Source organism: Ensifer sp. GW101-20A05, from assembly GCF_059424735.1.
This window is the reverse complement of sequence record NZ_JBWKZT010000020.1, coordinates 1-19,642: the sequence shown is the minus strand read 5'-3', so window position 1 is coordinate 19,642 and position 19,642 is coordinate 1. Positions and strand designations below refer to the sequence as shown.

Genomic DNA, 19,642 nt, shown 5'->3' with positions numbered 1-19,642 from the left:
GCTTTACCTCAACTGCGGTTGAGGTCGTATCAGAACTGCTCCTGCAGAATATCACGAGGAAGCATGGCGCATGGATCTGGCCAAGGATCACCACATCAAGACAGGCCCGAACGCGGAGCCGCAAGCGGATGGCCGCTGGAGCGAACTGCTCCGGCCCGACTATCTGGCGGCAACGGTCACACTTTGCCTTGGGGTCGCACTCTTTGCGTTCAATGAATTTTTCATTTCGACGGCGCTACCGACGGCTGTCGCGCAGATCGGCGGCGCCACGCTGCTTTCCTGGGCGGTTACGCTCTATCTCGTCTTTGCGATTCTCGGCGGCGCGCTTGCTGCCAATCTGAAGGCGAGGTTCGGCGCACGTGGCACGCTGATTGCTGCCGCCGTCGTATTTGTCGCCGGAACCATGATCGCGACGACCGCGAGCAGCATGCCGCAGGTGCTTGCCGGACGGGTGTTCCAGGGATTCGGCGAAGGTATCATCGCCGCGGTCTGCTACGCACTGATCCCGGAACTCTTCCCGCCGCGGCTGGTGCCGAAGATCTTCGGAGCCGAAGCCATCGTCTGGGCAATGGCCGCCTTCGGCGGTCCGCTCGTCTCCGGATTCCTGACGGAGCATTGGTCCTGGCGGGCGGCCTTCGGCGTCAATATACCGGCAGCAGCAATCTTCGTGGTGCTCGTCCTCGCCATCGTCCCTGCACAGAAGATACCAGCCACGAAATCACGTCCGATTCCGCTCCTGCGGTTGGTCATCGTCGGAACCGGCATCCTGCTGATATCGGTATCGACCACGGCCAGAAGCGTCCCCTTGATGGTCGCGGCGCTGGCGACAGCGCTGACGATCCTCTGGGCGGTGGTCCAGACCGACCGGCGCGCAGAACATGCGATCCTGCCTGCCGGCGCTTTCGCGCTCGCGAAGCCGCTCGGCACCGGCCTTTGGGTGGTGCTGCTGATGCCGCTAGCGCAGGCATCCGGCTCGATCTACCTCATCTATGGCCTGCAGCATGTATGGAACTTCAGCCCGACGGCTGCCGGCTTTTCCGGCGCGCTTATGGCGATCTCCTGGAGCCTGACCGCAATTCTCGTTGCGAGCCTGCGCTCACATGATGTGCGCGTGAAGCTGATCCAGGCCGGGCCGGCACTTCTCAGCCTCGGACTGGCCGGCCTGACGATCGCGGTCGCCATCGACGAATTCCGCCTGGTCTTTCCGAGCCAGATCGCGATTGGCGCCGGCTTCGGCATCTCCTGGGGCACGCTCAGCCAGTTGATGATGGATGTGTCGCCGCATAAGGAACGCGACAAGACGTCAGCCTTTTTGCCGACGCTGCAATCGGCCGGCTACGCCATCGGTGCTGCAATCTGCGGGCTTACCGCAAATCTCCGCGGCTTTGACGAGAAGGCAAGCGTCGCGACGATGCATGGGGCGCTGTTCACCGTCTTCGTGGTCGCATCCGTGATATCGACGGCATCGCTCTATTTCGGCGTCAGAACCGTGCGGCTTGCAGCCAAACGATCGCGGCACGCTCAAGGAGGAGCAGCGCTCGGGGCGCTCGCCGTGCGTTCAGACAGATGACGTTCTACAGCGCCGCGCGTCTTATCAGACGCGCAAAGGTCGCTGTAGCACTTTGATTTTCTGCATGTCTTTGTCCTTAAATCGAGGTCGATTTAAGGAGACATGCAGTAGGCAGCCGCGTGGAGCGGCGTACCGACGTGACGGCGCCCAAGCAGCGCCCGTTGCTCGCCGCCGCGCCCGATCGACGGAACGATCGTCGCCAGCGGCCTGCGATTGCTGGAGAAAACTTCGACCTTCAGCGATCCATAGTCCGCGTCGCGGCCGATCTTGTCGGCGATGCGCTGACCATAATAGAGGGCCGAACCCTCGTCGAAATGGATGATGCCGTCCTCGTCGACGAAGTGCTCGTCGCCGCAATGCAGATCGAAGAAATAGAGTTGCACGATCTTGCCCCATATCGCGCCATGCCGGAGGTTTCTCCGATCCCGAAGTGCGCAGGCGTATAAGAGCATGGTGCGGAAGAATGCAGGCTGAACCGCTCGTTCATCGGGCATTCAGCCGGAGGTGCCGGACAAAGGTCGCGCCATACGGCATCCCACACGGACGATCGTTTCGCGGGGAGCGAAAACGGCGCGCGAGATTGTCGCGCGCCGCTCGTCGTATCAGGCCTTGAAATAGCTCTGCAGCGGACGCACTTCGAGGCTGCCGGCCTTCAGCGCCTTGATCGCATGGGCTGCCGCTTCCGCGCCGGCCATGGTGGTGTAGTAGGGCACCTTCTGCATCAGCGTCGCGCGGCGAAGCGACTTGGAGTCCGAGATCGCCTTGTTGCCGTCGGTCGTGTTGATGACGAGCTGGACGTGACGGTTGCGGATCGCGTCTTCGACGTGCGGCCGGCCTTCCTGGACCTTGTTGACCTTGGTGGCGGCAATGCCGTTTTCACCGAGGAAACGCGCGGTGCCGGCCGTGGCCATGACCTTGAAGCCGATATCGACGAGAATGCGGATCGCCGGAAGAACCCGGGTCTTGTCCTCGTCGCGCACCGAAACGAACACCGTTCCATCGCGCGGCAGGTCGACGCCGGCGCCGAGCTGCGACTTGGCGAAGGCCAGCGCATAGTCGGTGTCGAGACCGATGACTTCGCCGGTCGAGCGCATTTCCGGACCGAGCAGCGTGTCGACGCCGGGGAAGCGGGCGAAGGGGAAGACCGCTTCCTTCACCGCAATGTGCTTCAGGTTGCGCGGATCCGGCTTCTCGCCATAGGCGGCGATCGCGACGTCGAGCGTTTCGCCGGCCATCACGCGGGCTGCGATCTTGGCGATCGGCGCGCCGATCGTCTTCGCGACGAAGGGCACGGTACGCGATGCGCGCGGGTTGACTTCAAGCACGTAGATCGTGCCGTCCTTGATGGCGAACTGCACGTTCATCAGGCCGCCGACATTGAGCGCCTTGGCAAGCGCTGCCGTCTGGCGTTCGAGTTCGTCGACCATGGCCGTGTCGAGCGTATGCACCGGCAGCGAGCAGGCGCTGTCGCCCGAGTGGATGCCGGCTTCCTCGATGTGCTCCATGATGCCCGAGACGAAAACGTCCTTTCCGTCGCACAGGCAGTCGACGTCCACTTCCGTGGCATTCGTCAGATAGCTGTCGAACAGCAGCGGGTTCTTGCCGAGCAGCGTGTTGATCTGGCCGGTCTTGTCGTTCGGGTAGCGCTGCTTGATGTCTTCCGGAACCAGGCCCGGAACCGTGTCGAGCAGGTAGGACTGCAGCATGCTTTCCGAATGGATGATCTGCATGGCGCGGCCGCCAAGAACGTAGGACGGGCGCACGACCAGCGGGAAGCCAATCTCGGCAGCGACGAGGCGGGCCTGCTCGACCGAGTAGGCGATGCCGTTGCGCGGCTGGTTGAGGTCGAGCTTCATCAGCAACTTCTGGAAGCGGTCGCGGTCCTCGGCAAGGTCGATCATGTCGGGTGCTGTGCCGAGGATCGGGATACCGTTCTTTTCCAGCGCTTCGGCGAGCTTCAGCGGCGTCTGGCCGCCGAACTGCACGATGACGCCGACAAGTTCGCCCTTTTCCTGTTCGGCGCGCATGATCTCGATCACGTCTTCGGCCGTCAGCGGCTCGAAATAGAGGCGATCGGAGGTGTCGTAGTCGGTCGAAACCGTCTCCGGGTTGCAGTTGATCATGATCGCTTCGTAGCCGGCATCCTTCAGCGCGAAGGCCGCGTGGCAGCAGCAGTAGTCGAACTCGATGCCCTGGCCGATACGGTTCGGACCACCACCAAGGATAACGACCTTCTTGCGGTCGGAAACCCCAGCTTCCGACCGGGCGGCACCGACGAAGGGCGTTTCGTAGGTCGAGTACATGTAAGCGGTCGGCGAGGCGAATTCGGCGGCGCAGGTATCGATGCGCTTGTAGACCGGGCGAACATTCAGCGCGTTGCGCAGTTCGGCCACTTCCTTCGGGCGCTTGCCGCCGAGCGTGGCGAGGCGCGCATCGGAGAAGCCCATGGCCTTCAGCATGCGCAGGTTCTCGGCATCCTGGGGCAGGCCGTGCTCGCGGATGCGTGCCTCCATGTCGACGATCGCCTTGAACTGGGCGATGAACCACGGATCGATCTTGCTCGCCTCGTGAACATCCGCCTCGCTCATGCCGAGGCGGAGCGCCTGGGCGACCATACGCAGCCGGTCCGGCGTCGGCGTGCCGATCGCGGCGCGGATGGCGTTGCGGCCATCGCCGTTGTCGTCCATGTCGGGGATTTCGATTTCGTCGAGGCCGGTGAGGCCGGTCTCAAGGCCACGCAGCGCCTTCTGCAGCGATTCGGCAAAGGTGCGGCCGATCGCCATGACTTCGCCGACCGACTTCATCGCGGTGGTCAGGACCGGCGAGGCGCCCGGGAACTTCTCGAAGGCGAAGCGCGGGATTTTGGTGACGACGTAGTCGATCGAGGGCTCGAAGGAGGCCGGCGTCGCGCCGCCGGTGATGTCGTTGTCGAGTTCGTCCAGCGTGTAGCCGATGGCGAGCTTCGCCGCGATCTTTGCGATCGGGAAGCCGGTCGCCTTGGAGGCGAGCGCCGAGGAGCGCGATACGCGCGGGTTCATTTCGATGACGACGAGACGGCCGTCCTTCGGGTTGACGGCAAACTGCACGTTCGAGCCGCCGGTCTCGACGCCGATCTCGCGCAGAACCGCGATCGAGGCGTTGCGCATGATCTGGTATTCCTTGTCGGTCAGCGTCAGCGCCGGCGCGACGGTGATCGAATCACCGGTGTGCACGCCCATCGGGTCGATGTTTTCGATCGAGCAGATGATGATGCAGTTGTCCGCCGTGTCGCGGACCACTTCCATCTCGTATTCCTTCCAGCCGAGAACCGATTCTTCGATCAGCACTTCGGTGGTGGGCGACGCGTCGAGGCCACTGCCGACGATGTCGAAGAATTCCGTGCGGTTATAGGCGATACCGCCACCGGTGCCGCCGAGCGTGAAGGACGGGCGGATGATCGCGGGCAGGCCGACATCGTCGAGCGCCTGCGCGGCGATCGCCATCGCATGGTTCAGATAGCGCTGCTTGCGGTCGCCTTCACCGAGGTTCCACTGGTTCTCCAGCTCGTCGAGCGCCTTGTCGAGGTCCGGGCCGGACAGTCGGCCCTTCAGTTCGGCGCGCTCGGCCTCATGAACCTTGCGGTCGTGGTCCTTGATGTCGGTGGCGTTCGCCAGCCGCGACTTCGGCGTCTCCAGGCCGATCTTCGCCATCGCCTCGCGGAAGAGTGCACGGTCCTCGGCCTTGTCGATCGCGTCGGGCTTGGCGCCGATCATCTCGACATTGTAGCGGTCGAGAACACCCATGCGGCGCAGCGACAGTGCGGTGTTGAGCGCGGTCTGGCCGCCCATGGTCGGGAGCAGCGCATCCGGGCGCTCCTTGGCGATGATCTTGGCGACGACTTCCGGGGTGATCGGCTCGACATAGGTCGCGTCGGCGAGGCCCGGATCGGTCATGATCGTCGCCGGGTTGGAGTTGACGAGGATGACGCGGTAGCCTTCCTCCTTCAGCGCCTTACAGGCCTGGGTGCCGGAATAGTCGAATTCGCATGCCTGACCGATGACGATCGGCCCCGCGCCGATGATAAGAATGGACTTGATATCTTGGCGCTTCGGCATGGTCGGTCATCCGTTTCTAGCTGCGCGAAAAACCGGCCAAAGTGGGAGGTCACCGGCCGGGCACGCATTGATGGTCTTTTCAGGCTAGAAGCGGCTTATAGGCAAATGTATCTGCAAGCGAAACCCCGAAAATACCGGAATCGACAAGAAGCCGGCATATTTGCGCGTCCTCTGCTTTATCGCTCGCTCGGCGGCACTAAAACCGCGCCAAAGCGTTAGGCGCCGACGGCGCGCACTGGCGGCTTCGACCCGGACGAGCAGGTCGTGCGGATCGGGCAGGGGTTTGTGCACTTCTTCCACGCCGAGGCGACCGATTCCTTCAAGCCGCAACGCCTTCACGAAGGCTCCGCCTCGTCCCGCTCTGCGGGTGGCTTAGGAGCGGCAAAGCGGCTTTACGTCAAGGAGAGCGGAGCAGACTTCAGCCGGCGGAGTTTTCGCTGCCGATATCCGTAGCGGGAGCTAGCAGCCGCAGCAAAAAGTTTGGCCAGATCGCGAACTTACGGGCGGCGATTGCGTTTTACAACGACGTTGGGCGCATCTTATAAAAGAGCAAACCGACAACGCCCTTTTTACAGAGGCTGGGAGGACAGATCATGGAATGGAAAGGCCGCCGCCAATCCGAAAACATCGAAGACCAGCGCGGCGCGAGCCCGGGTGGCGGCAATCCGTTCGGGCGCGGCGGTGGTTTCCGCATGCCGGGCGGCGGAGGCGGTATGCGGCGCGCCGGCGGCGGCATGAGCTTCGGAACGATCATCTTCCTCGTCATCCTCTACTTTATCCTCAAGGCCATGGGCATCGACATGCTGCAGGTGCTGGAAGGTGGCGGCGGTCAGGTACAGTTGCCCGGTTTCGAGCAGAGTGACGGCTCGCCGGCACCGCGCGGTTCGGCCCAGGAAGAGGAAATGAAGTCTTTCATGGCGACCGTGCTCGCCGAGACCGAGGATACCTGGAACGGCATTTTCCAGGCGAGCGGCAAACAGTACGAAGAGCCCAAGATGGTGCTCTTCCGCGGCCAGGTGCGCTCCGCCTGCGGCTTCGCGTCTGCCGCCTCCGGACCGTTCTATTGCCCGGGAGACCACAAGGTCTATCTCGACATGAGCTTCTTCGATGAACTCGCCCAGAAGTTCGATGCATCCGGCGACTTCGCCCAGGCCTATGTGGTTGCGCACGAGGTCGGCCACCACGTCCAGAACCTGATCGGCGTCTTGCCGAAATTCAACCAGATGCGCCAGTCGATGAGCGAAACCGAAGCCAATCAGATGTCGGTTCGTGTCGAACTGCAGGCCGATTGCTTCGCCGGCGTCTGGGGCAAATTTACCGAGCAGAAGGGCCTGCTCTCGCAAGGCGACCTCGAAGAGGCGCTGAACGCCGCCACCCAGATCGGCGACGACACGCTGCAGAAGCGGATGCAGGGCTACGTCGTTCCGGAGAGCTTCAACCACGGCACCTCCGAACAGCGCATGCGCTGGTTCAAGCGTGGCTTCGACAGCGGCAAGATGTCGGCCTGCGATACTTTCTCGGGCGCCGTCTAGCCGCTTCTATACAAGAAAACCGTCAGGGCCGGCACGATTGCCGGCCCTTTCGTTTGTCGGGTCAGCGTTCGCTGTCCATATGGGCGAGTTGGGCCTCGGGATAGCGGGCGCCCGCGGCGGCATCTTTCGGAACCGCCTGTTCGATCACCGCCAGATCGCCGGCACTGAGATCGACATCGCGCGACGCGAGGGCTTCCGCCAAGCGGTCGCGCCGGCGTGCACCGATCAACGGCACGATGTCCTTGCCCTGGGCGGCTACCCAGGCAATCGCGATCTGCGCCACCGAAACGCCCTTCTCTTCAGCGACCTGCCTCAGCGCTTCGACGAGGGCGAGGTTCTTGTCGATGTTGCCCTCCTGGAACCGCGGGCTCATGGCGCGGAAATCGCCCTTGCCGGCCGCGCCTTTCTGCCAGTGGCCACTGATCAGGCCGCGTGACAGCACGCCATAGGCGGTGACGCCGATACCGAGAGCGCGGCAGGTCGGCAGGATCTCGCTCTCTATGCCGCGTGAAATCAGCGAATACTCGATCTGCAGATCCGAGATCGGGTGGACGGCAGCGGCGCGGCGGATGGTCTCGGGCCCAACCTCGGAGAGGCCGATATGGCGGACATATCCAGCCTTCACCATGTCAGCGATCGCACCAATGGTATCTTCGATCGGAACGTCGGGATCGAGCCTTGAGGGACGATAGATGTCGATATGATCGACGCCAAGCCGCTGCAGCGTATAGGCGAGAAAGTTGCGAACCGCCTTCGGCCGGCAATCATAGCCAGCCCAGTTGCCCGCAGCATCGCGCAATGCGCCGAACTTCACACTCAACAGCGCCTTGTCGCGCCTACCGCCCTTCAGCGCCTCGCCGATCAGCATCTCGTTGTGGCCCATACCATAGAAGTCACCGGTATCGAGCAGCGTGATGCCGGCCTCCAGCGCGGCGTGGATGGTGGCGATGCTTTCGGCACGGTCGGCCGGGCCGTACATGCCGGACATGCCCATGCAGCCGAGTCCGAGCGCCGACACCGAGGGGCCGGTCTTTCCGAGTGAAACGTAATCCATTCTCGTTCTCCTTCGACATGGCCGAAATCCGCCGGCCGTTGATCGGTCTCTTGTTTACTTCCTTTGGCGTCGTGCGATAATCCGACCTCAATCGAACGACTTGTACGAAATTCCGCACAATGAACGACCTGCCGCTTGCAGATCTCGATGCCTTTACCGCCGTTGCCGCGACGCGCAGCTTCCGCGCCGCTGCCAAGAAGCGCGGCGTTTCCGCGTCGTCGCTGAGCGAGGCGCTGCGACGGCTCGAAGCCAAGCTGCAAGTGCGCCTGCTCAACCGCACGACCCGCAGCGTGACACTGACGGAGGCGGGCATGCGGTTGCTCGATCGGCTGACACCGGCGCTCGGCGAGATTGCCGGCGCGCTCGATCAGGTCAACGAAATGCGCGACAGCCCGGCGGGAACGCTGAAACTGAATGTCCCGACCATCGTTGCCCGCGAAATATTACCATCGATCGTCGGCCGCTTCCTGCGCGAGCATCCGGCAATCTCCTTGGAAGTGACGGCGGAAGATGGGTTCGTCGACGTTCTGGCGGCCGGATTCGACGCCGGCGTTCGCTATGAGGAACGGGTCGAGCGCGACATGATCGCCATACCGATCGGGCCAAGCCGGCAACGCTATGTCACCGCCGCGGCACCGGATTATCTCGCCAGGCACGGCGTGCCCCAACATCCACGCGATCTGCTTGACCATGGCTGTATTCGCCACCGTTTCGCCAGCGGCATTTCTCTTCCCTGGGAGTTCGGCGAAGGCGACGTGGCGCTGACGATCGCACCGCCTGCCGTTGTGACAGCCAATACGATCGACCTCGAGCTCGGCGCTGCCCTTGACGGGCTTGGCATCATCCGGACCTTCGAGGAATTCGTCGCCCCCGCGATTGCGGCAGGGCGGCTCGTGCCCATTCTTGAAGACTGGACGACGAGTTTTTCCGGACCGTTTCTGTACTATGCGAGCCGCAGGCATATGCCGACGCCGCTGCGCGCCTTCGTGGATTTCTTGAAGCTTGAACAGCGGCGGGACAACGGGTGAAGACGGCTGCACGTCACCCGTCACATCAACCATTGCGATAGTCCCATCAGATAATTTGAGACGTTCACGGATTGTTTCGCGCGAAATGATCCGTTACACCTAAATTGGTAGCGTTGTTCACGTTCTGTCCCGATTCCAGGGGGAGGCCGCCTGGGGGAGGGATCGCATGCGCGACGAGAAGTTTGTGCGACGCGGTCTGTTCCTCGTTTTTCTCATCCTGTTCCTCGATATCATCGGCATTGCGATCATCGTTCCGGTGCTGCCGACCTATCTGGAGGAACTGACCGGCTCCGATATCAGCGAAGCGGCAATCGACGGTGGTTGGCTGCTGCTCGTCTATGCGGCGATGCAGTTTCTCTTCGCCCCGCTGATCGGCAACCTCAGCGACCGATTCGGCCGCCGTCCGGTGCTGCTCGCATCGGTCTTCACCTTCGCACTCGACAATCTGATCTGTGCGCTCGCCACCAGCTATTGGATGCTGTTCATCGGCCGTGTGCTCGCCGGCATCAGCGGTGCAAGTTTCGGCACCGCATCGGCCTATATCGCCGACATCAGCCATGACGGAAACCGCGCCAAGAATTTTGGGCTGATCGGCATCGCCTTCGGGACCGGCTTCGCCCTCGGCCCGGTGCTTGGCGGTCTGCTCGGCGAATTGGGGCCACGCGTGCCGTTCTACGGTGCCGCGGCGCTCTCCTTCGTCAATTTCATTCTCGGCGTATTTCTGCTGCCCGAGACGCTGGATCGCGCCAATCGCCGTCGCTTCGAGTGGAAGCGCGCCAATCCGCTCGGCGCCCTCAAGCAGATGCGCAACTACCCAGGCATCGGCTGGGTTGGGCTCGTCTTCTTTCTCTTCTGGCTCGCCCACTCCGTCTATCCGGCGGTCTGGTCCTTCGTATCCAACTACCGCTATGGCTGGAGCGAGGGGCAGATCGGGCTATCTCTCGGTATCTTCGGCATCGGCGGCGCGTTCGTCATGGCCGTCATCCTGCCGCGCGTCGTGCCACGGCTTGGCGAGTGGCGGACGGCGGTGCTGGGACTGACCTTCACCACCCTTGGCGCCATTGGCTATGCCGGTGCCTGGCAGGGGTGGATGATCTATGCGGTGATCATCGCAACCGCGCTCGAAAGCCTCGCAGATCCGCCCTTGCGCAGTATCGCTGCCGCCCACGTGCCGCCATCGGCACAGGGAGAGCTTCAGGGCGCGCTGACCAGCATCGGCAGCATCACCACGATCATCGGCCCGCTGATCTTCACCCAGGCATTCGGCTATTTCACCAGCCCCAGCGCTCCCGTCGCCTTCGCCGGTGCGCCCTATGCGCTCGCGAGTTGCTTCCTCGTCGGCGCGCTCGTCGTGTTCCTGTTGAAGATACCCAGAAGCAGGGCGGTAGGACCGCAAGGGCTGGAGGAGGCTATCGAGCCGGCTGCGGCTGCGGTTGCAGCAGCGGAAGAGGCTGAAGGGATCGAACAGCCAAGAATGCACGGAAATTGATCAATTTTCGTGATCTATCGATGAAAGTTTGAGCAACCTCGCCCTTGCGGCTGGCTCTTTGCCCGGGGGTATTCTATCTCCGGTTTTCCTCCCTCCGACCTTTAGTTGCGGCCGAGGCCGCATCGACCGCCAGGAATCTGCCATGCTGACCGCGAATGCGAGCCCGAAGCCGTTGACGACCGACAACTCCTGGCGGATGCATTATCGCGCGAGCTTCTATCTCGGCGTGCCCTTTATCGGCGCCCAGCTCGCCCAGCTCGCGATCAACACGACGGACGTCCTGATGGTGGGCAAGCTCGGCGCCACCGAACTCGCGGCGATCATTCTTGCGACGCAGATGTATTTCACCGTCTATGTTTTCGGGAACGGCTTTGCCAACGCGGTGGTTCCGATGGCAGCCCAAGCCGTTGGTCGAGGCGACAAGGTTTCGGTGCGCCGCTCCGTGCGCATGGGCATGTGGGTCGTGCTGCTCTACGGGGTGCTGACGGCGCCGGTGCTCTGGATGGCCGAACCGATCCTGCTTTTCGCCGGTCAGCAACCCGAGGTCGCAGCCCTTGCAGGGGAATACATCCGCATCGCCCAGTGGGCGATCTTTCCCGGCCTGATTTTCATGGTGCTCAGAGCCTTCTTGAGCGGCCTCGAGCGGGCAGGAATCATTCTCTGCGTGACGCTGGCGACTCTCGTACTCAATGCCGCTCTTTGTTACGTGCTGATCTTCGGCCATTTCGGCTTCCCGCAGCTCGGCATCTTCGGTGCAGCGGTAGCGGCGCTCGGCGTTGCGTTGCTCGGCGCGGCGCTGACGATCGGCTACATCAAGAGCAAGCCTGAGCTCAACCAGTACGAACTGTTCGTCCGATTCTGGCGGCCTGACTGGACGGCGTTCTGGGAGGTCGTGTCTCTCGGCATTCCGATCTCGCTGACGATCCTTGCCGAAGTGAGCCTCTTCACCGTCGCTTCGCTGCTGATGGGCACGATCGGCACGATTGAACTTGCCGCGCACGGCATCGCCCTGCAGTTCGCCTCACTCGCCTTCATGATCCCGCTCGGGCTCGCGCAAGCCGCCACGGTGCGTGTCGGCCTTGCCTACGGCCGAAACGACATGCTGGGCGTCCGGCGCGCGGCGGTTGCATCACTCGTGCTCGGTGCGGGCTTTGCCGTCGTCGGGAGCGCGATCTTTGCCCTGTTCCCGAGCCATCTCGCCGCCCTTTATCTCGACACCAACCGCCCGGATGCCGCGGCAGTACTGGCCTTCGCCGCGCCGCTCATCGTCATTGCCGGCGCCTTCCAGCTCGTCGACGGCATGCAGGCGATCGCCGCCGGCATGCTGCGCGGGTTGAAGGACACAAAGGTGCCGATGCTGCTGGCGTTGATCTCCTATTGGCCGATCGGCTTCGTCTGCGCCTGGGCCTTCGCCTTTCCGTTCAACTTCGGCGGCATGGGCGTCTGGTTCGGCTTCGTCCTCGGGCTCGCGGCAGCCGCCGTGCTTTTGAACTGGCGCTTCTTCCGGATGATCGGCGCGATTTCGACCACGCCCCCGAGGCACACCGCGATTTAGCGATAGGCTCCAGGCTGCGGGCAAAGAAAAAGCCGGACGGGCAGGGGATGCCGTCCGGCTTACAATGGCGACCGCCTCAGGGGAAGGGAACGGCGTCGCCTACTACCAAGCTTCGATTCCGAAGCCTCGAAACCGCTAAACGTTGAAACCGTCAAGCCGCTCCGAACCCTGGCGATCGCGCTGGAGGTCGCGTATCGTCCGGGCAAAATCGATCAAAAAAACGAAACTGATGACCGCTGCCGCGATCATGAACAGGGTGGCCATGACGCCCTCCATCAACGGAAGATCTTCTGGGTCACGAATTGCTCGCGCCGGGCACGGGACTCATTGCGAAGTCCATGTATCGTCGCAAACAGCATCGCGAAAAACATCGCCATCGAAAACAGAGCAAGTCCCATAGCCGTAATCCTTTCGCATCCTAAACGGCAGTACGTTCGAAAAGTTCCGTTGTTTACTGCGCTTACACTAGCGTTCCGCGTGTGAAGCACCGTTGAACATGGCATTCATTTAGCATTCATTCTTTCTGTCCCGCTGTTTCCCAGGGAACAGCTCTAGCCATCGGCACAACTCTTGCGATCCGTCGCCGTCCGTGACAAAAGGCTTCACCAAACGGAAACAGGTGCGATGACCACGGCATTTTATCCCGGCTCCTTCGATCCGATGACGAACGGCCACCTCGACGTACTCGTGCAGGCGCTGAATGTGGCGGCGAAGGTCATCGTCGCAATCGGCATCCACCCGGGGAAGGCGCCGCTGTTTACCTTTGACGAACGCGCCGAACTCATCCGTCGCTCGCTTCAGGAATTCCTGCCCGACCGGGTCGGCGATATCGACGTCGTCGCCTTCGACAATCTGGTCGTCGACGCGGCGCGCGAGCGCGGCGCGAAACTGCTTGTGCGCGGGCTTCGCGACGGCACGGACCTCGACTACGAGATGCAGATGGCCGGCATGAACCGGCAGATGGCCCCCGACATCCAGACGCTATTCTTGCCCGCAGGCACGGCATCGCGGCCCATTACGGCCACATTGGTCCGCCAGATCGCCGCCATGGGCGGTGACGTCAGCGCCTTCGTGCCCGCGGCAGTTTACCAAGCACTGCAGGCCAAACGCCGCGCTTGAGGCGCGGCCCTCTTTACACCACGCAGGGAGAAACCATGAAAATCCTCCACCTCGCTTTTGCCGGCGCCCTTGCGCTTGCCTCCTGGACGGGAACGGCGATCGCACAATCGGCCGACAACTTCATCACGATCACGCTCAAGGATGGGCCGGTCGTCGTTGAACTGCGTCCGGACATTGCCCCGAAGCATGTCGAGCAGATCAAGGCGCTTGCCGCCGCCGGCGAGTATGACAACGTTGCCTTCCATCGCGTAATCAAGGGCTTCATGGCCCAGACCGGCGACGTGCAGTATGGCGATATGGAAAACGGCTACCAGCCACAGGCTGCCGGCACCGGCGGCTCGTCGAAGCCGGATCTGCCGGCCGAGTTCTCCGACGTTCCGTTCGAACGCGGCACGGTCGGCATGGCGCGCTCGCAGGATCCGAACAGCGCCAACTCGCAGTTCTTCATCATGTTCGCACCGGGCGACTTCCTGAACGGCCAATACACGGTCGTCGGCAAGGTCGTTTCGGGTATGGAGAACGTCGACAAGATCAAGCTCGGCGACGATGCCAACAACGGCTCCGTCACCGATCCCGACCGCATGATCAACGTCAAGGTCGGCAAGTAAAGTCAACAGAAGGAGAAAACCCATGGCCGAGATCAAGGATCCGGAAAACACGATCATCATGGAGACCACCAAGGGCAAGATCGTCATCGAGCTTCTGCCTGACGTCGCTCCGGGTCATGTCGCCCGCATCAAGGAACTGGCTCGCGAAGGTGCCTATGACGGCGTGGTATTCCACCGCGTGATCGAGGACTTCATGGCGCAGACCGGCGACGTTCAGTACGGCAAGACCGGCGGCGAGCACTTCAACCCGGCGCGTGCCGGCATGGGCGGCTCCTCCAAGCCGGATCTGAAGGCCGAATTCTCGAACGTCAGCCACGTTCGCGGCACCTGCTCGATGGCCCGCAGCCAGATGCCGAACTCGGCAAACTCGCAGTTCTTCATCTGCTTCACCGATGCCCCCTGGCTCAACAAGCAGTACTCCGTTTGGGGCCAGGTCATCGAAGGCATGGACAATGTCGACAAGATCAAGCGCGGCGAACCGGTGCGCGATCCCGACTCGATCGTCACGATGCGGGTTGCCGCAGACGCCTGATTTGCGCTAATGCACGGACCCGCCCCGGTCGCCAACTGCGCCGGGGCGGGTTTGCTTTTGTCTGAAGATAAAAATGCGCGTAGACCTGTTCGACTTCGACCTTCCGGAAACCTCGATTGCGCTTCGGCCCGCAAGCCCGCGCGACAGCGCCCGCATGCTTGTCGTTCGCCCTGATGGCGCGGAAGTTCTGTCCGACAAGGGTGTGCTCGATCTGCCGTCGTTCCTCAGGGAAGGCGACGCACTGGTCTTCAACGACACCAAGGTGATCCCGGCGCAACTGGAAGGCATCCGCCGCCGCGGCGAGGAGATCACCACACCGGTTTCGCTGACGCTGCACATGCGCACGGCACCCGATTGCTGGAAGGCTTTTGCCCGCCCGGCGCGGCGCCTCAAGGTCGGCGACCGCATCGCCTTCGGCCATGGCGGTTCGAGTTGCCTGCTGGGCACACTCGACGCGACGGTCGAGGAAAAGGGCGATGCCGGCGAGGTGACGCTGCGCTTCGACCTCTCGGGCCCGTCGCTCGACGAGGCGATCATGGCGGTCGGCCACATTCCCCTGCCGCCCTACATCGCCTCCAAGCGCGCCGAGGACGCCCAGGATCGCGCCGATTACCAGACGATGTATGCCCGGGAGGAGGGCGCCGTAGCCGCGCCCACCGCCGGACTGCACTTCACCGACCGTCTCTTCACCAAGCTCGACGAGGCCGGCATCGAACGGCATTTTGTGACGCTGCATGTCGGGGCGGGCACGTTCCTGCCGGTCAAGGCCGACGACACCGACGACCATGTGATGCACCAGGAGATCGGCCACGTCGACGCCCGCACCGCCGAGCGGCTGAACGCCGTGAAGGCGAGGGGTGGCCGCATCGTCTGCGTCGGCACGACTTCGCTCCGGCTGATCGAAAGCGCGACCTCGGCAGAGGGTATCGTCAAGCCGTGGTCCGGGCCGACCGGCATCTTCATCACGCCCGGCTACCGCTTTCGCGCCGTCGACATGCTGATGACCAATTTCCATCTGCCGAAATCGACGCTGTTCATGCTGGTTTCGGCCTTCTCAGGCCTGGAAACTATGCGCGCGGCTTACGCACATGCGATCGAAACCGGCTACCGCTTCTATTCCTATGGCGACGCCAGCCTGCTTTTCCGGAAAGACTAGATGACCGAGACCTTCCAGTTCAAGCTTCACAAGACCGACGGCAAGGCCCGTCGCGGCGAAGTGTCCATGCCGCGCGGCACGATCCGCACGCCGGCCTTCATGCCGGTTGGCACGGTCGGCACGGTCAAGGCGATGTATCTCGACCAGGTGAAGGATCTCGGCGCCGACATCATTCTCGGCAATACCTACCACCTGATGCTACGCCCCGGCGCCGAGCGCGTCGCACGGCTCGGCGGTCTGCACGGCCTGATCCGTTGGCAGGGACCGATCCTCACAGACAGCGGCGGCTTCCAGGTCATGTCGCTTGCGGGCCTTCGCAAGCTCGACGAGCAGGGCGTCACTTTCAAGAGCCATGTCGACGGCGCGCTCTTCCACATGTCGCCGGAACGCTCGATCGAGATCCAGGGCCTGCTCGACAGCGATATCCAGATGCAGCTCGACGAATGCGTGGCGCTGCCGGCCGAGCCCAAGGAAATCGAGCGCGCGATGGAAATGTCGCTGCGCTGGGCAGAGCGTTGCAAGGTGGCCTTCGGCGACCAGCCAGGCAAGGCGATGTTCGGTATCGTGCAGGGCGGCGACATTCCAAAGCTGCGCGAACGCTCGGCCGAGGCGCTGAAGGGGCTCGATCTCAAGGGCTACGCTGTCGGCGGTCTGGCCGTCGGCGAGCCGCAGGAAGTGATGCTGCGCATGCTCGACATTACCTGCCCGATCATGCCGGTGGACAAGCCGCGTTACCTCATGGGGGTCGGCACGCCCGATGATATCCTGCGGTCGGTGGCCGAGGGCATCGACATGTTCGACTGCGTGATGCCGACCCGCTCGGGGCGCCATGGCCTCGCGTTCACGCGTCATGGCCGCATCAACCTGCGCAATGCGCGGCACGCCGAAGACATGCGCCCACTCGACGAAGAATCCTCGTGCCCGGCGGCGCGCGACTATTCGCGCGCCTATCTGCATCACTTGATCCGTTCGAACGAGTCGCTCGGCGGCATGCTCTTGAGCTGGAATAACCTGGCCTATTACCAGGAGCTCATGGCCGGCATCCGTCTGGCGATCGACGAAGGTCGCTTCGCCGACTTCATGGCGGAAACCCAGGAAACCTGGCGGCGAGGGGACCTTCCGCCGGTCTGACGGTTGGAGGACGCTTGGCGCTTTGTGCAGGGCCTAGATCGCCGGCCCCGGTGCTGCCTGCAGCATCATGACGCCGTTGATCTTGTAGCTCCCGTCCGGTTGCTTCACCAGTTGGTAGATTGCCGTCCAGTCCTTGCCATCAGGGGCCGAGATCAACACCTCCTGCAGGACCTGATCGCCGACGACCTTCGACCGGCCAAAGGCGAAGTTGCCGGGCCGGTAGACGGGCCGGTAGCCGCGCTTGACCATGTCGAAAAAGGCGGCCTTGTCCGGAAACTTGCCGCGGATCTCGGGTGAGGCGAAGGAATAGGCGGTTTCTGCATCATCATGCAGAAAGGCCGCGATCTGCTCCTGAATGATCGCGCGTGCGGTATCGACAGGTTCATCGGCGCGAGAGGCACATGCAGTGAAAAGTTGGGTCGTCAGTCCGAGGGCAATGGCAAAGGTCCTGAACATCGCGTTCTCTCCATCCAAGCCAGCTAAGATGAGCATAGGATGGCCGAGCGCTTTGGAAATGGTCGTGCCCGCCAGGCATGCGCCATTCAATCCAAATTCCGTTCGGTATTTACAATGAAAATCAATTGATTAAAAAGCATTTCGAATAATATACTTTATATACCATAAGTTGGTGATATGCAGCATTGGCTGATCGGGCAGGGCTGCCCGATCACCAAAATGGCGTTGGAAGTGGCGCAAGCTTTAAGGCCTCAGGTCGTCGGCTTCTGCACTATGCTGCCGATATCGGCGGGTCTTGCGGAAGTCGATGCCGTTTTCATAGCGGCGCGCCGCAATGGCTGGCGTGAACACGCTGTGCGTCACACCCGGTGGCCATGCAGTTTCCTTCTATCGCGCTCTCGGCTTTCAGCATGCGGGAAAGGTGGCGACTGAGTTCGGGTCTGCTGAGCGCCTCACCAAGAAACTGGAATGACAGCAACGCAGAGCAGCCCGCCGCCAGGCATTCTGCAAACCACCGGCGAGGGTGGCGTTCGCGCTTTTCAGAATCAGGAAACTCGGATTCTATCCGCGATGGGTCGGAAACTGATGGAGCCTGAATTGCTTCTTGTCCTCATCGTTGGTCTTGTTGCCGGGGTCATTAGTGGCATCATCGGGACGGGATCCTCGATCATGCTTTTGCCAATCTTGACGTACGTCTATGGCCCGAAGGAAGCGATCCCGATCATGGCGGTGGCGGCGGTGATGGCAAATGTCTCGCGCATTCTTGTATGGTCGCGCTCCGTCGATTGGCGCGCGGTTGCGGCCTATGCAGCAACCGGGATACCGGCGGCGGCATTGGGCGCGCGGACCATGCTTGTTCTGCCTCCACACGTGGTGGATGCAACCATTGGAATTTTCTTCCTGGCCATGATCCCGATGCGTCGACGGTGTGCCGCATATTTGCGGCAACTGAGCTTGCGGCACCTGGCCTTTGCCGGAGCCATCATCGGCTTCCTGACGGGTATCGTTGTTTCTACCGGCCCCATATCCGTTCCGGTGTTCCTGGGGTATGGATTGACGAAGGGGAGCTTCATTGGCACCGAAGCCGCAGCCTCGCTGACGATCTACATCACCAAGACGCTCACATTCCAGAGTTTCGGCGCGCTGCCGTTTGCCACGCTGGCAAAGGGATTGACGGTCGGCGGATCGTTGATGGTTGGTTCGCTGCTGGCCAAGCCGTTTCTTCTTCGCCTCACACCTGAAACGTTCAGGCACGTTATGGACGCGCTTTTGCTTGGCACGGGCGCAAGCCTGCTATGGGGCGCCGCAAGCTGAAATCTCCCAGGTCATCAAAACCCCGGGGAGAGTGACATTCCAACCTTGCAGGATCAGGACACTTTAACTTTGCGGGGGAGATCCTAACTGAAGTGCAACACGCCGATTTTCAGGGTAGGGGTTCAGCCTCCCTCTTGCAAATGTGCCCGGAACACTTCGGCCGGTGTTCTGTAGTCGAGGCACTTTCGCGGCTGGTCGTTGAGATGGCGAGCAAGCTGGATGAGCTTGCGTTGCGACACGCCTGCAAGGTCGGTATCGCCTGGCATGAAGCGGCGGATGCGCTTGTTGGCGTTCTCCACCGCGCCTTTCTGCCACGGCGCGCTGGGGTCGCAGAACCAGCTGCGCGCGCCGATGCCATCTTCCAAAGCCCTGAAGCCGGCGAACTCCGTGCCGCGATCAAAGGTGAAGCTCTGCCGGGCAAAGGCTGGCAAGGGAGAGAACGTTTCGATGATCTTGTCCATGATCGGTCGTGAGTGCCGGCTGGGGTTCTTGATCATGACGGTGTAGCGGCTCTTGCGCTCAACCAAGGACGTGACGTTGGCGTTGCCCAAGTCACGTTGGAAGATCAACAAGTCGCCTTCCCAATGCCCGAACTGCGAACGATCACCAATGAAATCAGGACGTTGCGATATCCTGCAAGCAGCAGGAAAAGTGCCGTCGCGGGGTTTCCTCGAGCCGCGGGAGCGGCGTTTGCGGCGACCTTCCGCCAGATGCTGATAGAGCTCCAGCGCCTGATCTTCCTTGCCGTAGATGAAGCGATAGATCGTCTCGGTGCAGACCCGCACGGCGCTCACGCCATCGGCGAGCAGACGACCGGCGATCTGTTCCGGGGACCACAGCGCCTTCAACTGCTCGATCACCAGTTCGCGCAATTGCGGGTGCCGCACAAGCTTCCTCAAACGCTGCCGCCGCTCCTTGCGGATCTCGTCAGCAACCGTTGGGAAGTAGCCGCTATAGTCGGGCAGCTCGCGATCGTGGAAGGTGTTGCGCCGGATCTCACGATA

At 62.2% G+C, this 19,642-nt stretch carries 18 protein-coding genes; 11 read left to right on the top strand and 7 right to left on the bottom strand.

Translation table 11 applies throughout. From position 1 onward, the window contains the following. The first annotated feature begins 70 nt into the window (after positions 1–70). Positions 71–1,570: an MFS transporter gene (locus AC070A_RS30490; RefSeq protein WP_113479505.1), complete on the top strand. Its 1,500-nt coding sequence runs from the start codon at positions 71–73 to the stop codon at positions 1,568–1,570. Positions 1,571–1,662: 92 nt separating this feature from the next. Here AC070A_RS30490 and AC070A_RS30485 read toward each other — a convergent pair whose 3' ends face one another. The 3 genes from AC070A_RS30485 to AC070A_RS30475 all read right to left on the bottom strand — a co-directional run bounded on the left by AC070A_RS30485 (position 1,663) and on the right by AC070A_RS30475 (position 6,003). Continuing rightward, the gene (locus tag AC070A_RS30485) at positions 1,663–1,953 is read right to left on the bottom strand and encodes a DUF6894 family protein (RefSeq protein ID WP_113479504.1); all 291 of its coding nucleotides are present in this window, start codon (positions 1,951–1,953) and stop codon (positions 1,663–1,665) included. A gap of 219 nt (positions 1,954–2,172) precedes the next feature. After that, complete coding sequence (carB, locus tag AC070A_RS30480) at positions 2,173–5,664, bottom strand: carbamoyl-phosphate synthase large subunit (RefSeq protein ID WP_113479503.1); 3,492 nt, start codon at positions 5,662–5,664, stop codon at positions 2,173–2,175. A gap of 84 nt (positions 5,665–5,748) precedes the next feature. After that, entirely contained in the window at positions 5,749–6,003 is a 255-nt protein-coding gene (locus tag AC070A_RS30475; RefSeq protein ID WP_110878590.1) for a hypothetical protein, read from the bottom strand. 254 nt (positions 6,004–6,257) lie between these two features. Between AC070A_RS30475 and ypfJ the strand changes: the two genes are divergently transcribed. Further along, positions 6,258–7,196 carry a KPN_02809 family neutral zinc metallopeptidase gene (ypfJ, locus tag AC070A_RS30470; RefSeq protein WP_093235850.1) on the top strand — a complete coding sequence of 313 codons (939 nt, stop codon included), beginning with the start codon at positions 6,258–6,260 and terminating at the stop codon, positions 7,194–7,196. 61 nt (positions 7,197–7,257) lie between these two features. On the opposite strand, the gene AC070A_RS30465 is transcribed toward ypfJ, so the two are convergent. Then, entirely contained in the window at positions 7,258–8,250 is a 993-nt protein-coding gene (locus tag AC070A_RS30465; protein WP_113479502.1) for an aldo/keto reductase, read from the bottom strand. Between the two features lie 119 nt (positions 8,251–8,369). On the opposite strand from AC070A_RS30465, the gene AC070A_RS30460 reads away from it, so the two are divergent. The 3 genes from AC070A_RS30460 (at position 8,370) to AC070A_RS30450 (ending at position 12,322) form a co-directional block, all read left to right on the top strand. After that, positions 8,370–9,278: a LysR family transcriptional regulator gene (locus tag AC070A_RS30460; protein ID WP_113479501.1), complete on the top strand. Its 909-nt coding sequence runs from the start codon at positions 8,370–8,372 to the stop codon at positions 9,276–9,278. Between the two features lie 166 nt (positions 9,279–9,444). Then, positions 9,445–10,767 (top strand): TCR/Tet family MFS transporter, encoded by a 1,323-nt coding sequence (locus AC070A_RS30455; RefSeq protein WP_113479500.1) that lies wholly within the window; start codon positions 9,445–9,447, stop codon positions 10,765–10,767. A 142-nt stretch (positions 10,768–10,909) separates the two neighbouring features. Continuing rightward, positions 10,910–12,322, top strand: coding sequence for an MATE family efflux transporter (locus AC070A_RS30450; RefSeq protein ID WP_492384606.1), 1,413 nt, complete (start codon positions 10,910–10,912; stop codon positions 12,320–12,322). A gap of 135 nt (positions 12,323–12,457) precedes the next feature. Here AC070A_RS30450 and AC070A_RS30445 read toward each other — a convergent pair whose 3' ends face one another. After that, entirely contained in the window at positions 12,458–12,586 is a 129-nt protein-coding gene (locus tag AC070A_RS30445; protein WP_255571450.1) for a hypothetical protein, read from the bottom strand. Positions 12,587–12,946: 360 nt separating this feature from the next. Between AC070A_RS30445 and coaD the strand changes: the two genes are divergently transcribed. The 5 genes from coaD (at position 12,947) to tgt (ending at position 16,868) form a co-directional block, all read left to right on the top strand. Next, on the top strand, positions 12,947–13,441 hold the full coding sequence (gene coaD / locus AC070A_RS30440) for a pantetheine-phosphate adenylyltransferase (RefSeq protein ID WP_058324186.1): 495 nt from the start codon (positions 12,947–12,949) through the stop codon (positions 13,439–13,441). Between the two features lie 35 nt (positions 13,442–13,476). Then, positions 13,477–14,049, top strand: coding sequence for a peptidylprolyl isomerase (locus AC070A_RS30435; protein ID WP_057250310.1), 573 nt, complete (start codon positions 13,477–13,479; stop codon positions 14,047–14,049). A gap of 22 nt (positions 14,050–14,071) precedes the next feature. Then, positions 14,072–14,581, top strand: a complete 510-nt coding sequence (locus AC070A_RS30430; protein WP_057250311.1) for a peptidylprolyl isomerase — start codon at positions 14,072–14,074, stop codon at positions 14,579–14,581. A 73-nt stretch (positions 14,582–14,654) separates the two neighbouring features. Continuing rightward, entirely contained in the window at positions 14,655–15,737 is a 1,083-nt protein-coding gene (queA, locus tag AC070A_RS30425; protein WP_057250312.1) for a tRNA preQ1(34) S-adenosylmethionine ribosyltransferase-isomerase QueA, read from the top strand. Beyond that, positions 15,738–16,868 carry a tRNA guanosine(34) transglycosylase Tgt gene (gene tgt / locus AC070A_RS30420; protein WP_057250314.1) on the top strand — a complete coding sequence of 377 codons (1,131 nt, stop codon included), beginning with the start codon at positions 15,738–15,740 and terminating at the stop codon, positions 16,866–16,868. It abuts the gene before it with no gap. Between the two features lie 33 nt (positions 16,869–16,901). On the opposite strand, the gene AC070A_RS30415 is transcribed toward tgt, so the two are convergent. Continuing rightward, the gene (locus tag AC070A_RS30415; RefSeq protein WP_112996164.1) at positions 16,902–17,324 is read right to left on the bottom strand and encodes a DUF4864 domain-containing protein; all 423 of its coding nucleotides are present in this window, start codon (positions 17,322–17,324) and stop codon (positions 16,902–16,904) included. 585 nt (positions 17,325–17,909) lie between these two features. Between AC070A_RS30415 and AC070A_RS30410 the strand changes: the two genes are divergently transcribed. Continuing rightward, positions 17,910–18,638, top strand: a complete 729-nt coding sequence (locus tag AC070A_RS30410; RefSeq protein WP_058328305.1) for a sulfite exporter TauE/SafE family protein — start codon at positions 17,910–17,912, stop codon at positions 18,636–18,638. 122 nt (positions 18,639–18,760) lie between these two features. Here the strand turns inward: AC070A_RS30410 and AC070A_RS30405 are convergent. Next, positions 18,761–19,642, bottom strand: an 882-nt coding sequence (locus tag AC070A_RS30405; RefSeq protein WP_494773620.1) for an IS30 family transposase, incomplete at its 5' end; no start/stop codon positions are given.

Excerpts from the sequence above, each read along its gene's own strand:
- carB (WP_113479503.1), bottom strand. The coding sequence starts at position 5,664 with ATGCCGAAGCGCCAAGATATCAAGTCCATTCTTATCATCGGCGCGGGG.
- AC070A_RS30410 (WP_058328305.1), top strand. The coding sequence starts at position 17,910 with ATGGAGCCTGAATTGCTTCTTGTCCTCATCGTTGGTCTTGTTGCCGGG.
- AC070A_RS30415 (WP_112996164.1), bottom strand. The coding sequence starts at position 17,324 with ATGTTCAGGACCTTTGCCATTGCCCTCGGACTGACGACCCAACTTTTC.
- AC070A_RS30465 (WP_113479502.1), bottom strand. The coding sequence starts at position 8,250 with ATGGATTACGTTTCACTCGGAAAGACCGGCCCCTCGGTGTCGGCGCTC.
- AC070A_RS30490 (WP_113479505.1), top strand. The coding sequence starts at position 71 with ATGGATCTGGCCAAGGATCACCACATCAAGACAGGCCCGAACGCGGAG.
- ypfJ (WP_093235850.1), top strand. The coding sequence starts at position 6,258 with ATGGAATGGAAAGGCCGCCGCCAATCCGAAAACATCGAAGACCAGCGC.
- coaD (WP_058324186.1), top strand. The coding sequence starts at position 12,947 with ATGACCACGGCATTTTATCCCGGCTCCTTCGATCCGATGACGAACGGC.
- AC070A_RS30455 (WP_113479500.1), top strand. The coding sequence starts at position 9,445 with ATGCGCGACGAGAAGTTTGTGCGACGCGGTCTGTTCCTCGTTTTTCTC.
- tgt (WP_057250314.1), top strand. The coding sequence starts at position 15,738 with ATGACCGAGACCTTCCAGTTCAAGCTTCACAAGACCGACGGCAAGGCC.
- AC070A_RS30430 (WP_057250311.1), top strand. The coding sequence starts at position 14,072 with ATGGCCGAGATCAAGGATCCGGAAAACACGATCATCATGGAGACCACC.
- AC070A_RS30435 (WP_057250310.1), top strand. The coding sequence starts at position 13,477 with ATGAAAATCCTCCACCTCGCTTTTGCCGGCGCCCTTGCGCTTGCCTCC.
- queA (WP_057250312.1), top strand. The coding sequence starts at position 14,655 with ATGCGCGTAGACCTGTTCGACTTCGACCTTCCGGAAACCTCGATTGCG.
- AC070A_RS30460 (WP_113479501.1), top strand. The coding sequence starts at position 8,370 with ATGAACGACCTGCCGCTTGCAGATCTCGATGCCTTTACCGCCGTTGCC.
- AC070A_RS30445 (WP_255571450.1), bottom strand. The coding sequence starts at position 12,586 with ATGGCCACCCTGTTCATGATCGCGGCAGCGGTCATCAGTTTCGTTTTT.
- AC070A_RS30450 (WP_492384606.1), top strand. The coding sequence starts at position 10,910 with ATGCTGACCGCGAATGCGAGCCCGAAGCCGTTGACGACCGACAACTCC.